The sequence below is a fragment of the Vibrio sp. 10N.286.48.C11 genome (assembly GCF_041469805.1).
Taxonomy (GTDB): Bacteria; Pseudomonadota; Gammaproteobacteria; order Enterobacterales; family Vibrionaceae; genus Vibrio; species Vibrio crassostreae_C.
Genome location: NZ_JBFRLK010000049.1, coordinates 40,565 through 55,239, shown reverse-complemented (window position 1 = coordinate 55,239; position 14,675 = coordinate 40,565). Strand labels below are relative to the sequence as shown.

The 14,675-nt window shown below is 45.4% G+C and carries 14 protein-coding genes; 7 read left to right on the top strand and 7 right to left on the bottom strand.

The window, feature by feature from the left end; translation table 11 throughout:
* Position 1 precedes the first annotated feature (1 nt).
* Both wrbA and AB4209_RS14015 read left to right on the top strand, forming a co-directional pair.
* Positions 2 to 595 (top strand): NAD(P)H:quinone oxidoreductase, encoded by a 594-nt coding sequence (wrbA, locus tag AB4209_RS14020; protein ID WP_017060712.1) that lies wholly within the window; start codon positions 2 to 4, stop codon positions 593 to 595.
* The gene (locus AB4209_RS14015; protein ID WP_372056236.1) at positions 592 to 1,029 is read left to right on the top strand and encodes a DUF2069 domain-containing protein; all 438 of its coding nucleotides are present in this window, start codon (positions 592 to 594) and stop codon (positions 1,027 to 1,029) included. Before wrbA ends, AB4209_RS14015 begins: the two co-directional genes overlap by 4 nt.
* 110 nt (positions 1,030 to 1,139) lie before the next feature.
* Here the strand turns inward: AB4209_RS14015 and AB4209_RS14010 are convergent, their stop codons facing one another.
* Positions 1,140 to 2,399 (bottom strand): DUF2066 domain-containing protein, encoded by a 1,260-nt coding sequence (locus tag AB4209_RS14010; protein ID WP_017060714.1) that lies wholly within the window; start codon positions 2,397 to 2,399, stop codon positions 1,140 to 1,142.
* Between the two features lie 278 nt (positions 2,400 to 2,677).
* Between AB4209_RS14010 and AB4209_RS14005 the strand changes: the two genes are divergently transcribed.
* The gene (locus tag AB4209_RS14005; protein ID WP_065583985.1) at positions 2,678 to 3,916 is read left to right on the top strand and encodes a uracil-xanthine permease family protein; all 1,239 of its coding nucleotides are present in this window, start codon (positions 2,678 to 2,680) and stop codon (positions 3,914 to 3,916) included.
* Between the two features lie 141 nt (positions 3,917 to 4,057).
* Here the strand turns inward: AB4209_RS14005 and upp are convergent, their stop codons facing one another.
* Positions 4,058 to 4,684 (bottom strand): uracil phosphoribosyltransferase, encoded by a 627-nt coding sequence (upp, locus tag AB4209_RS14000; RefSeq protein ID WP_017060716.1) that lies wholly within the window; start codon positions 4,682 to 4,684, stop codon positions 4,058 to 4,060.
* Between the two features lie 169 nt (positions 4,685 to 4,853).
* On the opposite strand from upp, the gene purM reads away from it, so the two are divergent.
* Both purM and purN read left to right on the top strand, forming a co-directional pair.
* Complete coding sequence (gene purM / locus AB4209_RS13995) at positions 4,854 to 5,894, top strand: phosphoribosylformylglycinamidine cyclo-ligase (protein WP_008222945.1); 1,041 nt, start codon at positions 4,854 to 4,856, stop codon at positions 5,892 to 5,894.
* Between the two features lie 132 nt (positions 5,895 to 6,026).
* The gene (purN, locus tag AB4209_RS13990) at positions 6,027 to 6,701 is read left to right on the top strand and encodes a phosphoribosylglycinamide formyltransferase (protein ID WP_102333440.1); all 675 of its coding nucleotides are present in this window, start codon (positions 6,027 to 6,029) and stop codon (positions 6,699 to 6,701) included.
* Positions 6,702 to 6,808: 107 nt separating this feature from the next.
* Here purN and AB4209_RS13985 read toward each other — a convergent pair whose 3' ends face one another.
* Positions 6,809 to 7,654: a class II glutamine amidotransferase gene (locus tag AB4209_RS13985; RefSeq protein ID WP_102333435.1), complete on the bottom strand. Its 846-nt coding sequence runs from the start codon at positions 7,652 to 7,654 to the stop codon at positions 6,809 to 6,811.
* A 65-nt stretch (positions 7,655 to 7,719) separates the two neighbouring features.
* Entirely contained in the window at positions 7,720 to 8,295 is a 576-nt protein-coding gene (gene lpcA / locus AB4209_RS13980) for a D-sedoheptulose 7-phosphate isomerase (RefSeq protein WP_017063379.1), read from the bottom strand.
* Positions 8,296 to 8,624: 329 nt separating this feature from the next.
* On the opposite strand from lpcA, the gene fadE reads away from it, so the two are divergent.
* Positions 8,625 to 11,090, top strand: a complete 2,466-nt coding sequence (gene fadE, locus AB4209_RS13975) for an acyl-CoA dehydrogenase FadE (RefSeq protein ID WP_059019960.1) — start codon at positions 8,625 to 8,627, stop codon at positions 11,088 to 11,090.
* A 129-nt stretch (positions 11,091 to 11,219) separates the two neighbouring features.
* Here the strand turns inward: fadE and AB4209_RS13970 are convergent, their stop codons facing one another.
* Both AB4209_RS13970 and dnaQ read right to left on the bottom strand, forming a co-directional pair.
* On the bottom strand, positions 11,220 to 12,467 hold the full coding sequence (locus AB4209_RS13970; RefSeq protein WP_372056234.1) for a TIGR03503 family protein: 1,248 nt from the start codon (positions 12,465 to 12,467) through the stop codon (positions 11,220 to 11,222).
* A gap of 9 nt (positions 12,468 to 12,476) precedes the next feature.
* Positions 12,477 to 13,244, bottom strand: a complete 768-nt coding sequence (gene dnaQ / locus AB4209_RS13965) for a DNA polymerase III subunit epsilon (protein WP_017060722.1) — start codon at positions 13,242 to 13,244, stop codon at positions 12,477 to 12,479.
* Positions 13,245 to 13,300: 56 nt separating this feature from the next.
* Here dnaQ and rnhA point away from each other — a divergent pair, with 56 nt between their 5' ends.
* A complete protein-coding gene (rnhA, locus tag AB4209_RS13960; protein ID WP_017060723.1) occupies positions 13,301 to 13,765 on the top strand; it encodes a ribonuclease HI in 465 nt (154 codons plus the stop codon).
* A gap of 98 nt (positions 13,766 to 13,863) precedes the next feature.
* Here the strand turns inward: rnhA and AB4209_RS13955 are convergent, their stop codons facing one another.
* Entirely contained in the window at positions 13,864 to 14,646 is a 783-nt protein-coding gene (locus AB4209_RS13955) for a class I SAM-dependent methyltransferase (RefSeq protein ID WP_372056232.1), read from the bottom strand.
* Positions 14,647 to 14,675 lie beyond the last annotated feature (29 nt).

Sequence of the window (14,675 nt, the reverse complement as noted above, 5' to 3'; positions counted from 1 at the left end):
TATGAGCATTAACATTCTTGTTCTTTATTACAGTCGCCACGGCAACACACAAGCTCTAGCAAGGCAGATTGCACGAGGGGTTGAATCCATCCCGAACTGCGAAGCTATGCTAAGGACGGTGAACGACGTGTACACAGTAGAAGAGCAGCCTGATTCGCGTTATCAACCAACCGATCCTATTGCCTCGTTACAAGAACTTCGATCTTGTGATGGTTTGGCGCTAGGCAGTCCGGTTTGGTTTGGTAACATGGCCGGGCCAATGAAGCACTTTTGGGATAGCACGACATCAATGTGGATCAATGGTGATCTCATCGATAAGCCAGGTTGTGTATTTACCTCTTCTTCATCATTGCATGGTGGTCAAGAGACAACACAACAAAGCATGATGTTGCCCCTGCTTCATCACGGCATGTTAGTCGTGGGCATCCCCTACTCAGAACCGGCGCTGCACACCACTCAAACTGGTGGTACGCCTTATGGTGCAAGCAGTACTGGAGAGAGCGCTTCACTTAGCAAAGAAGAGATTGAGTTGGCGCAAAACCTAGGTAAACGCCTAGCGCGCATCGCAATAAATCAGAAGGGAATTTCTCAATGATGTATATGCCAGAGAAGGCTATGTCTCCCAAAACCAAGCTATTTCGCTACCTTACTTTAGCGGGCAACTTGTCGCTTTTATTCTGGGTGGTGGCTTGGCAGATGACGCTTTCACCGCACCCTCATCTCAGTAATGTCACACTGGCGATTGCTTGGGCTATCCCGCTGTTATTGCCATTACCGGGCATTTTAGCAGGAAAACCTTATACGCACGCATGGGCAAATTTCGTCTTGATGCTCTATTTCCTACACGCATTAACTATCTTGTATGTAGACGATGGTGAACGTTTATTAGCGGCTGTAGAACTGCTTCTGACGACTCTAGGTTTCGCGGGCAATATCTTATTTACTCGCTTTAGAGCCAAAGAGTTAGGCATCAAGTTGAAGCGTCTTTCTGAAGTAGAAAAGAGAGAAAAAGCTAAGTTCGAGCAATAATATTGAGCCCATGCTTTTAAACTGACCGCTTACAAACAAAAAGCCCTGCGAGATTGCTCTTGCAGGGCTTTTTTCAAGTTTTCATTTCAATCAGTCATGTCAGCTGACAATTATGAGCGAACCCACTCGTATACCAAGCTTGGCTTAGCATGTACTGGCGCAGTGATGGTTAGATCTTCTGTACTAGAATCCTCTAACGTTGCGTCAGGCGTATTCGTTAGCTCAGCATCCTCAGATACCTCGTTGCCCTTAATCACTTGTACGCCTGAGTCAGTTTCGTCACCAACGACTTCAGCAGCGTCTGTTGAATCATCACCTACAGACATTGTGTTGTCTTGAGTTTCAAATTCAGGGCTCACTTCAGGCTCAATGTAAGATTCTTCAACCTTCGCAACTTGGCGAATACTTGCTACTTCTTGCTCAAACTCTTGTTGAGTCGACAATAAGTGAATTCGGAAAGTTACTTCGTTGTTCTGAATCTTCAGAATATCTAGGCTTGCCACCGAGTTTAGACGCTTAAGTGCGTTCTCTAACTGGAAGAAGTCTTGAGCATTATTCAGGCTAATAAACTGCGTTAAAATCGATTCTGATGACTCACTCGCTACCGTCACAGCACTTTTGCCTGCGTAGTAGTTACTGATTTGGTCAACTAACTTCTTAGAAGTCGTGTCGCTGTTACCCGATAGTGAACCACTTACAGGCGATGTTGGTGCACTCGTCAATTGACTTGGCTTTTGATCGTATAGAGCCCAACGTAGGCCTGAAGATTGAGCCTTTATCACCAACACAGCATCAACAGGATAACGCTGACTCGCTTTACTGATTGGCGTAACAAAGCTACCCCACAAATCAGAAGTCGCAATACCCGTAATATCGTCAAAGTCACCCACAGGCAGCGTTAGAGGCAAGCCACGCTCTTTTGCGTTAGCTTGTAAGCTAGCTGCTAACTGTGAGTTAGAGTGTTCCCATACGATGTTCTTGTCGTAGTTGTCCTCTTCCACCAGCCAAACAAGGATGTTTGAACGCGTGTCAGGCCAGTAAGGTAACTGTGCTTGAGTCAACAGAGAACGGATTTGAGCACCGTTAAAACGCATACGCAATGTTGATTGGTCATTGCTTTCGCCAAAACTCATTTGAGACATGTACTGCGAACTCTTGCGCATCGCCTTTTGAATCGTCTCATTCGAAGCGACATCAGTTTGGCCAGTCGCACGTATCAATACCTGCTCCATACCTGTATTTCTTGCCACTTGTTCTGGCTGTTTGTCTTCAGCGTTAATCGCAACTTCAGCACTAAAAATATCTACTTGAGTTAAGGCATAACTCGGAGAGGCTAATAGTCCCATCAACAACAATGCTATGTAGCGCATACTGATCCTAATATTCAAATCTTGTGCCTAGATGATAAGCAACTATGGATTAAGGGGCAAGGTCGTTAGCGCCCACTGTGTTTAATAACCACAAAATATCACCTGGCCATGATAAATCGCTCACTTATAAACTGAATTTCTAGGGCTTAGATGGATATAAAACATCACTAAGAAAAATAAATTTGATCTATCTAGTGTAGCAATCGATTGCTAAGTGATAGAATCCCGCGAATTTTATTTTTCACTTTTCATATAACGACCATTTTTAAGGACATATCATGAAAAATGCTTTGCAAGGTGCGCAAATGCTGTTCGTAGCTTTTGGTGCGCTTGTACTCGTGCCGCTACTAACAGGGCTTGATCCTAACGTTGCACTCTTTGGCGCAGGTATCGGTACCCTTTTATTCCAACTTATTACACGCCGTTCAGTGCCAATCTTCTTAGCGTCTTCTTTCGCATTCATCGCGCCTATCATGTTTGGTATTCAAACATGGGGCGTTGGCGCAACCATGGGTGGCCTAATGGCGGCAGGTGTTGTGTATGTATTGATGGGGGCATTGATTAAAGTAAGAGGCGTTGGCTTCATTCATAAGCTACTTCCACCCGTCGTGGTTGGCCCTGTAATCATGGTTATCGGTTTAGGTCTTGCGCCTGTTGCGGTAAACATGGCGCTTGGTAAGACTGGCGACGGCGCAGTTCAGCTCGTTGATGCAGACGCAGCACTGTGGATCTCTTCGATTTCACTGCTAGTAACGATTGTCATCAGTGTATTCTCGAAAGGCTTCCTAAAACTGCTGCCTATCTTTGGTGGTATTGTTGCGGGTTACATCACTAGCTTGGTATACGGCGCGGTAGACTTCACACCAGTGGCTCAAGCGTCTTGGTTGGCACTACCGAACTTCACTGCACCTGAGTTCAACATCAACGCTATCTTTTTTATGGTATTTGTCGCGATTGCACCTGCCGTTGAGCACGTTGGCGACATGCTTGCTATTTCTAATGTAACCGGCAAAGACTACCTTAAGAAGCCAGGCCTGCACCGCACAATCACAGGCGATGGCGTGGCAACAATCGCAGCTTCTATGCTGGGCGCGCCACCAAACACTACTTACAGTGAAGTAACAGGCGCAGTAATGCTGACGAAAGCATTCAATCCAGTAATCATGACTTGGGCTGCTGTTACTGCCATCGTTCTTGCATTAGTTGGTAAGCTAGGCGCACTACTTCAAACGATTCCGGTTCCAGTAATGGGCGGCATCATGATTCTACTGTTTGGCTCTATCGCAACCGTTGGTCTTAACACGCTAATCAAAAACAATGTTGACCTACACAAATCACGTAACCTTGTGATTGTGGGCATTACTTTAGTCTTTGGTATTGGCGGCATGGCCTTTGGTATCGGTGACTTTAGCCTACAGGGCGTAAGCTTGTGCGGTATCGTTGCGATTCTACTTAACCTAGTACTTCCAGAAGAGCTAGGTGACAACACTGTGGTAGATAAAGCTCAAATCGATTAATGAGTCGGTAAGGCTAGATTCCAAAGAATCACAACCTAACAAGATCAAAAAAGGGAGAGCATCGAATGCTCTCCCTTTTTATTAATACGGTTAATTCAGCGAGTTAAGGAACTGTTTAGAGTCACTTAAGCTGAAACCGAATTACTTAGTACCGAAGATCTTATCGCCAGCATCGCCAAGACCAGGAACAATGTAGCCCTTGTCGTTTAGCTTCTCATCGATTGCAGCCGTGTAAAGCTCAACATCTGGGTGCGCTTTTTCTAGAGCAGCGATACCTTCAGGAGCAGCAACAAGCACAAGAATCTTAAAGTGCTTACAACCTTTCTCTTTCATCAGGTCGATAGTCGCGATCATAGAACCACCTGTCGCAAGCATTGGGTCTACCACTAGAGCAATACGCTCATCGATGTTAGATGCAAGCTTGTTGAAGTATGGTACTGGCTCAAGTGTTTCTTCGTCACGGTAGATACCAACAACGCTGATACGTGCACTTGGGATGTGCTCAAGAACGCCGTCCATCATGCCTAGACCAGCACGTAGGATTGGCACTACCGTTACTTTTTTACCTTTAATTTGGTCAACTTCTACTGGACCGTTCCAACCGTTAATCGTCACACGCTCAGTTTCAAAGTCTGATGTCGCTTCGTATGTTAGAAGGCTACCCACTTCTGTCGCTAGCTCACGAAAACGCTTAGTGCTAATCTCACCTTCACGCATCAGGCCAATTTTATGTTTTACTAGCGGGTGTTTCACTTCAACAACTTTCATTTCCAACTCCGGCAATATTTAAACAAACCTGTAGATTATACACGAACTCTAGGGTTATTTCAGAATCTTTATTCTAATAAAAAAAACCGCGCAAACGTTTGCTCTTCATATTCAAGCCCTGTTAGAATAGCGCCGTTTTCACATCCAACTTAAGTTCGAGGACTATCCCGTGAGTGGTAATACTTCTTCTCTAAGCTACAAAGACGCTGGTGTTGATATCGACGCAGGTAATGCACTAGTAGACCGTATCAAAGGTGCTGTTAAACGCACTCGTCGCCCTGAAGTAATGGGCGGTATTGGTGGCTTTGGCGCCCTATGTGAACTTCCAACGAAATACAAAGAGCCGGTACTTGTTTCAGGTACTGATGGTGTTGGTACTAAACTTCGCCTTGCTTTGGATCTGAAAAAACACGACACCATTGGTATCGACCTAGTGGCAATGTGTGTGAACGACTTAATCGTTCAAGGTGGTGAACCGCTATTCTTCCTAGACTACTACGCAACAGGTAAGCTAGATGTAGATACAGCAGCAGACGTTGTTTCTGGTATTGCTGAAGGCTGTGTTCAAGCTGGCTGTGCACTAATCGGTGGTGAAACTGCTGAAATGCCAGGCATGTACGAAGGCGACGACTACGATGTAGCTGGCTTCTGTGTTGGTGTTGTAGAAAAAGCGGACATCATTGACGGCACTAAAGTAGCAGCAGGCGACGCACTTATCGCTGTTGGCTCAAGTGGTCCACACTCAAACGGTTACTCTTTAATTCGTAAAGTCCTAGAAGTTTCTGGTGCTGATAAGAGTGAAGAACTAGAAGGTCGCACTATCGGTGAGCACCTACTAGAACCAACTAAGATTTACATCAAATCGGCACTTAAGATGATTGCAGAGCATGACATTCATGCTATCTCACACATCACAGGTGGTGGTTTCTGGGAAAACATCCCACGCGTACTTCCTGAAGGTACTAAAGCAGTCATTGATGGCAAGAGCTGGGAATGGCCTGCTATCTTCAACTGGCTACAAGAGAAAGGTAACGTGGAGACATTCGAAATGTACCGCACTTTCAACTGTGGTGTAGGCCTAGTTGTTGCTCTACCTAAAGATCAAGCAGACGCTGCTGTTGAACTACTGAAAGCTGAAGGCGAAAACGCTTGGGTTATCGGTGAGATCGCAAACGCTGAAGCTGGCGAAGAGCAAGTTGAAATTAAATAAGTGATACGCTCACTTACTTAGTTAATCAATGAGGACCTAATGGTCCTCATTTTGCTATTTAGCCCGCAGAAAACCTTAGTTTATGTAGGTACATTGTAAACAATTCAGTTAATCAATCGTATGACCCACTCTATGAAAAACAATCACTCAAATAAAACCAGTCACTCTCAGAAAAACATCGTTGTGTTAGTTTCAGGAAGCGGAAGTAACTTACAGGCTATTTTAGATGCCTGCGATAGCGATATGATTGATGCATCGGTTAAAGCTGTCTTCTCAAACAAAGCAGAGGCTTTTGGATTAGAACGAGCGAAAACCGCAGGTGTTGACGCTCATTCAGTGAATCCAAAAGACTTTGGTTCACGTGAAGAGTTTGACCATGAATTGATGGTTCAGATCGATGCTTACCAGCCAGATTTAATCGTACTCGCTGGCTACATGCGAATCCTGAGTTCAGAGTTTGTTCGTCACTATGCAGGGAAAATGGTCAACATCCACCCTTCTCTGTTGCCGAAATACCCAGGCCTACACACCCACCAGCGTGCCATTGATGCGCAAGACAAAGAACACGGTACTAGCGTCCACTTTGTTACCGAGGAGCTCGATGGCGGCCCTGTGATCTTGCAAGCTAAGGTGCCGGTATTTGAAGATGATGATGCTGATATGTTGGCAAGCCGAGTGCTGACTCAAGAACACTGCATTTACCCTATGGTCTGTAAATGGTTCGCCGAAGATCGTTTATCAATGCTAAATGGGCAAGCTGTCTTAGACGGTAAGGCATTAGGTAAACACGGTTACGCAGAAGAGTAATTCTTCAGAAACTAAATCAAATCCAAAAAAAGACCGCTTACTGATTCATTAGTTCAGTAAGCGGCCTTTTTTATGAGGTTCAAATCATACTATTCGGGATACTTAGCTCAGCTCAATGGTTCAGTTGGCGCTTGGCTTGCTACCTTCTTCGGCGCATAAGCGACATCTTCCAATGCTTTATGATTGTTGCCTATCAGCTCACCAAAATGAAACAGCGCATATTCGCCCGGCTTCATTCTAAACCACTCTTCATTGTCTGTTAGAGGCTGGGTTGCCACCACTGTAACCACATCATTAGGTGTAGTTTCTTCTTGGAAGTTAATCTCAACATCTTCATCAATCAGGCTCGCTTTACCAAAAGGTGCGCGCCTTGTTATCCAGTACAAATGGTTGGTACAGAAGGTCATCACATACTCACCATCACTGAGTAACATGTTGAAAACGCCTTTCTCACGCAGCTTGTCACAACACTCAGCCACAAAGCGAAACATACCTTCCATATCTTGAGGTGGCTCAGGAAAACGCTCTTCGAGTTGTTTGAGTAACCAACAGAAAGAGAGCTCACTGTCTGTCTCGCCGACCGGTCTGAAACGACCACTGATCAGATCGTCGTAATCCGTTAATTGACCATTGTGAGCGAAGGTCCAGTATCGCCCCCAAAGCTCACGAGTAAAAGGGTGTGTATTTTCTAGATTAACACCACCACGGTTCGCTTGACGGATATGACTGACAACGGCTTGGCTTTTAATTGGGTAGTTTTGAACCAACTCAGCGATCTTAGATTCACAGCTAGGGTTAGGATCTTTAAATGTACGAAAACCCTTTCCTTCATAGAAGGTAATACCCCAGCCATCGCGGTGCGGGCCAGTATTGCCTCCACGCTGCATAAGACCAGTAAAGCTAAAACAAATATCAGTTGGCACATTCGCGCTCATACCGAGCAATTCACACATGGTTTAATCTACTCCCTATTAAAACCAATGGAGCCTAAGCTGGGCTCCAAATGTCTGTAAAACTATTATTCCATCTCTTTTTCAACAAGCTGAATCACAATATGAATGATCTTAATGTGAATCTCTTGGATGCGATCTGCGTAACCAAAGTGTGGCACTCGGATTTCGATATCAGCACAACCCGCCATTTTGCCGCCATCTTTACCCGTCAATGCAATCGTCTTCATGCCTTTAGCTTGAGCAGCTTCAATCGCTTTTAGAATATTGGCAGAGTTACCTGAAGTCGACAGACCGAACAACACATCACCTTTACGACCTACCGCTTCTACATAACGAGAAAATACGTGGTCGTAGCCAAAATCATTACTCACGCAAGACAAGTGGCTTGGATCTGAAATCGCAATACCAGCGTAACCTGGACGGTTTTCACGGTATCGGCCTGTTAGCTCTTCCGCGAAGTGCATTGCATCACAGTGTGAGCCACCGTTACCACAAGAAAGCACCTTGCCTTCTTGCTTGAATGAGTCAGCAATCAGTTTTGCCGCCGCTTCAATTTGAGCGATGTTATGGTCGTCACTCAAAAACTTGTTAAGAACGTCAGCAGCTTCGTTTAATTCACTTTTGATTAGGTCTTGGTACATAAGGCTTATCTCTTATTTTTTTTAACGCAACTTAAAGTGCGTGAAATGAGAACTGAGGGTTTTCCCCTCTTTATAACTGAGTTTACCCACAAACATGAAATAGTGTCGACACTTAAGCCCAAAGATTGCCACCTTTATTAGGGTCTCACTGCCGATCCGTCCAAATATTCGCCACCAACCTCTCACAATTAAAACTTTAACTCTATTGAGATCACTTTTTACTCACTTTGGAGTTTTACAAATATTTAATATTTTGTTTACACTTGACTGGTTAGACCTCTTACCTAAAACTTAATAACAATAAGTGATCTCTGAAAAGGAAATCGATCATGAACATATTGCTCTCCCTACTCGGCATGACCGCCATCTTAGGCGTCTGTCTTTACCATAGAGTTAGTCTGGTACGTGCATTAGTTGTATTAACCGGCGCAATGGTAGCATTAACACTGCTTGGCGGCGTGGCTGTTACTGGCTGGCTTTGCTATCTATTAGCCGTTGCGATCTTTGCTGTACCGACCATTCGTCAGACACTGATCAGCCAAAAAGCACTCTCTTTATTTAAGAAAGTTCTACCGGCGATGTCTCAGACAGAAAAAGAAGCACTAGAAGCTGGCACAGTATGGTGGGAAGCAGAGCTGTTCAAAGGCAAACCTGAATGGAAGAAGCTTCAGAACATTGCTGATCCGAAGCTCTCTGAAGCTGAGCAAGCGTTTTTAGATGGCCCAGTAAATACCGTGTGTGAAATGGTCAATGATTACCAAGTGACACATGAGCTTGCTGATTTGCCACCAGAAGTATGGCAATACCTGAAAGACCATAAATTCTTCGCCATGATCATCAAGAAAAAATACGGCGGCTTAGAGTTCTCAGCTTACGCTCAATCTTTGGTTCTACAGAAGCTAACGGGCGTTTCTAGTGTATTGTCATCGACGGTTGGCGTACCTAACTCATTAGGCCCTGGTGAGCTTTTACAACACTACGGTACAGAAGAACAAAGAAACCACTACCTGCCTCGCCTAGCGGAAGGTAAAGAGATCCCTTGTTTCGCACTAACTAGCCCAGAAGCTGGCTCAGACGCTGGCTCTATTCCAGATTACGGTGTGGTTTGTAAAGGCGACTGGCAAGGCGAAGAAGTACTCGGCATGCGCCTAACTTGGAACAAGCGTTACATCACTCTCGCGCCTGTCGCGACGGTATTAGGCTTAGCTTTTAAACTTCGTGACCCGGATGGCCTGCTTGGTGATCAAAAAGATCTTGGTATCACTTGTGCGCTTATCCCAACGGATTTAAAAGGCGTAGAAATTGGCAACCGCCACTTCCCACTAAACGTACCTTTCCAAAATGGCCCGACGCAAGGCGACGATATCTTCGTGCCTATCGATTTCATCATTGGCGGTCAGAAAATGGCCGGTCAAGGCTGGCGTATGCTGGTTGAGTGCCTGTCGGTTGGTCGTGGTATCACACTGCCTTCAAATTCAACTGGTGGCATCAAGTCTGCCGCGCTTGCAACTGGCGCTTACGCTCGTATCCGCCGTCAGTTCAAACAGCCTATTGGACGCATGGAAGGGGTTGAAGAGCCACTTGCACGCCTTGCAGGTAACGCTTATGTAATGGACGCTGCAAGTAACCTAACCGTTGCGGGCATCGACCTTGGTGAAAAGCCTTCGGTTATCTCTGCAATCGTTAAGTACCACTGTACTCACCGTGGCCAGCGCAGCATCATTGATGCGATGGATATCGTCGGTGGTAAAGGCATTTGTTTAGGCCCATCGAACTTCCTAGCTCGTGGCTACCAAGGCTCGCCTATCGCGATTACGGTTGAAGGCGCAAACATCCTGACTCGTTCAATGATCATCTATGGTCAAGGTGCGATTCGCTGTCACCCTTACGTACTGAACGAAATGGAAGCGGCTTATTCTGAAAGCAGCGATGCGCTTGATAAGTTTGATTCAGCGTTAGCAGGGCACGTTAGCTTTACGATGAGCAACCTAGTCCGCAGCTTGTGGTTTGGTTTAACCGATGGTCGTGGTTCTGATGCGCCAACACCTTCAAATAAAACAGATAAACAGACACAGCGTTACTACCAACAGCTAAACCGCTACAGTGCAAACCTAGCGCTACTGTCTGATATTTCAATGGCAGTTCTAGGCGGATCACTGAAGCGTAGAGAACGTTTATCAGCAAGACTGGGTGATATCTTAAGTCAACTTTACCTCGGTTCAGCAACGTTGAAGCGCTTTGAAAGTGAAGGCAGCCACGCTGAAGATCTACCGTTAGTACATTGGGGGATGCAAGATAGCTTACGTCAGACTGAAGTGGCGATTGATGAGTTCTTAGCGAACTTCCCTAACCCTGTGATTGGTCGTCTGCTTCGTGTTGTGCTAATGCCATTTGGTCGTATCCGTCGTGCTCCAAACGACAAGCTCGATAGCAAAGTTGCGCACATTCTACAAACACCAAGCGAAACACGCTCTCGTATCGGTCGCGGCCAATACTTAGAAGCGACGGAATACAACCCAGTAGGTAAGATTGAAAAAGCGCTAGAAGTGATTCTTCAAGCTGAACCTCTGTTCGACAAAGTCTGCAAAGAGACACATCAAAAACGTGCCTTCTTACGACTTGATCTTGTTGCTCAGTTGGGACTTGAGAAAGGTATCTTAACGCAAGACGAAGCAAATCTTCTGATTAGCGCTGAGGAACATAGACTGTACACGATTAACGTGGATGACTTCTCACCAGAGGAGCTTGCAGCAAAGTCTCAGTACCCAGACCAATCGATTGATAACGTCGCTTAAGGTTAGAAAAAGAAACAAAAACGGGACTCCTATGAGTCCCGTTTTTTTTGTTCATGACATCGTTGTCACAAATTTTAATGCTTTATCTAGCGGCTTATTCTCTCAAGACAATCTAATCATCTAAGCGAGTTACTTGGGCGCCTTGAGCTGCATCTCAGGTAACGCTTTTTTCTTCGCCTTGACCTTACGAACCACAAACCAAATCAATAAGCCCAATAGAATAGCGACCACATTACCCACCGCAATAATGATCATACTGCGCTGTCTGTCATCTTCACGTTTTTGAAGGATCATCAACTCTGTTGCGATACGCTTCTGTTCAGTAAGAGCTTCTTCTTGAAGACGTCGTGACTCTGCTAAGTCGATATCTTCAACAACGCTGTACGACTGCTCGGTAATTGGAAAAATCAGCGGGCGCTGACTTGAAGCATCAGTGGCATAAACCATCCCTGACCAATTATAAATTCCTAAATCGCCATTATAAGGCACCTCTAAAGCGACTTTCATTGCGTCGACTTCAGCTTGCCCCTGCTTGTACATCACATATTCATCAGGAGCCTTGTGCTCAACATGAACCGCTAACGAGCTCGGTGCGATCATCCCCTGTTCACCAGACACCACAATAGTATGAGGTAAACCCTCTTTTCGTGATTGAATGAAGGTGCTAGTGATCGGTGTTGGGTAAACCAAGACTTCTTGCTCTTGCGCTCGCAGGAACACGCCATTACCAGAGGTAATACGCGCTCGGTATTTACCGGGCTCGATATCAATTGGCAAAGAGACAGTGAACACACCATCTCCGGCCTTTTCATCAAGATCAGCGCCATCATCGGCAAACTCGCCCATCACAACCGGCACCGGGCGCGCTTCTCTCACCAAAGACTCTTCGTTTTCAACAAACTTAGTAAAGGTAACCTTAAGCTTCACGCGATCGAGAAAATCGCGCAGCACCAGCGGCTTGCCATCAGAAGTCAGTCGAGCGGTAAATTTGATGCGCTCTGTTTGATACAACTTATCTGGGAACTCATTAGCATCCAAAACAAGATGAGACAGTAGCTTGATATTGTTCTTAGGGGAAACTTTACCTATCGCTTGCCAAGGGCCGGGCATCGGATTGTCGATAGAGATAATGTCCATGGACGATTCTTCGTACCAACGGACATTATCAGCATTGCGCCAAGAGTAGTATTTCTTGCCATCAGGGCGAACCAAAACGACAGGTTTAGAGTTATCGGTTCGATAAATCACAAAGGTGACTTGTTCAATACTGGGATCAACTCTAAAACGGTTGTCCAATAAACTCATAACGGATTCTGTTGCTGCATGTAAGCCAAAACTTAACAGCAATAAGCAACCGGTAGCCAATACCCTTAACATACTTTCTCCCTACTGACGCCAGAGGCAGCTTCCGCTTTTCTCGACGAGATCTAAACGACTTTGATGCGCTTCTACTTCATCGGCCGTAGCTCGTAAAACCTTTAGGGATTTTCGACCACTTTCTACTCTTCGTATGCTTTCGGCTTCACCTTCCTGTTGACCAGCGTTAAATTGCAGCGAAGTTTGACCACCCGTCATCAATAAGTAGACGTCGGCTAGGATCTCCGCATCGAGCAATGCGCCGTGGAGAGTGCGGTGCGAGTTATCGATACCGTAACGGTCACATAAGATATCTAGGTTGTTTCTTTTACCTGGGAATATCTTCTTCGCCATTGCCAAGGTATCGGTAACTTTACAGTAGTCATCCGTTTTACCTATCGCTGGGTTGAGCTTCTCAAACTCATAGTCCATGAAGCCCGTATCGAAGGGCGCGTTATGAGCCACCAGCTCCGCACCTTTGATAAAGTCGAGAAACTCTTTATGAATGTCTTGGTATTCAGGCTTATCAATCAAGAATTCATCGGTAATACCGTGAACGCCAATCGCCTCTTCTTGAATCGCACGATCGGGCTTGATGTAGACGTGGAAATGACGCCCGGTCAGCCTACGGTTGATGATCTCTACTGCACCAATTTCAACGATGCGGTGACCCATATAGTGAGGGCCACCTTCTGTATTCATACCGGTGGTTTCGGTATCGAGTACAACAATGCGCTTATTTTCGTTCGAACTGTTTTTTTCGTTCGTGCTTTGTTCTGGAGTGCTACTGGTATTCATAAGGATAACTGTGTCAGACTATGCCGATAATGTGCTTGAGGTAATAGTATCAAATCATGACGAAACAAGTTGAAATTTTCACTGATGGTTCTTGTTTAGGCAACCCTGGTCCCGGCGGCTATGGCATCGTACTTCGCTACAAAAAAGTCGAGAAGACGCTAGCAGAAGGTTTCACGCTAACAACCAATAACCGTATGGAAATGCTCGCCGCTGTCGTTGCTCTCCAAGCCCTCAAAGAACCTTGCTCTGTGATTCTGACCACAGATAGCCAATACGTGCGTCAAGGCATCACACAGTGGATTCATAACTGGAAAAAGCGTGACTGGAAAACAGCCGACAAGAAACCGGTTAAAAATGCCGATCTGTGGCAAAGGCTCGATAAAGAAACCGCTCGCCATAGCGTTGATTGGCGCTGGGTAAAAGGACACGCGGGACACAGAGAAAACGAAATGTGTGATGATTTAGCGCGAAATGCAGCGGAGAATCCGACTCTAGAAGATACGGGCTATCAACCAAGCTAATCGTCTTTTTAATTAGACGCACATTTCAGAAAGCGATTTATAATTTCTTAAACTAATTGACAATTTCTCAATCGAATTGATAGATGAAAAGCCGACAACTAATCGGCTTTTTCTGTTTTTAGCGGATATGACGCTTTGGCTGAATCCATTGTACGGCGCGTATTGGTTCTAAAACTTGCCCCAACAGGCGAGAAACGTCGCTTGAGGTGCCAATGTGGTTTGATGGGTTTTAGCGGGTAAGTACGCTTACGAGCAACAATAAAGTATTGGCTTCCGGCGAAGGATGCACAACCACCTAAGCTGTTCTCCAACCACATCCACATCGCTTGATACTTACTCATCGGAAACAGCGCGTAGGTGTCACAATGAATTACTTCATAGTTAAGTACACCTAACCAGTCTTTAATTCGACTTGGCGTGTACATACGCCCACTCCAAGGCAAGCTGTTCTTTCGCCAAGGCATCAAACTGGCAAGCCCAGTGACACTGATTGGGTTGAAGCCCGTGATAATGATATAGCCATCGTCCATCATCACTCGGTCGACTTCTCTCAATAAGCGATGCGGGTCATTGCTATAATCTAGCTGATGACTCAGTACTACAACATCAAAGCTTTTCTCCAAAAAGGGTAAATTATAGCCATCCGCTATCACATTATGTAATGGGTTCTGGATATCTAGGTTTACTTGATGTTGAATGTTGCATGTGCAGCTAGAAATCTCACTACTGAGGCCACCGAGCTTGAGCATATGGTAACCAAATAGCTTTGGGCACCACTCATCGAGTCGAGTTTGAATAGATTCTCTCAACCAGTCCCCATTGTGCAATTGCGCCCAAGTGTAAGGACGTTCAAACTTCTTTCTGCTACGTGCTGGCTTCATCAATAATCTGTCTCACTTATTCTGTCGCA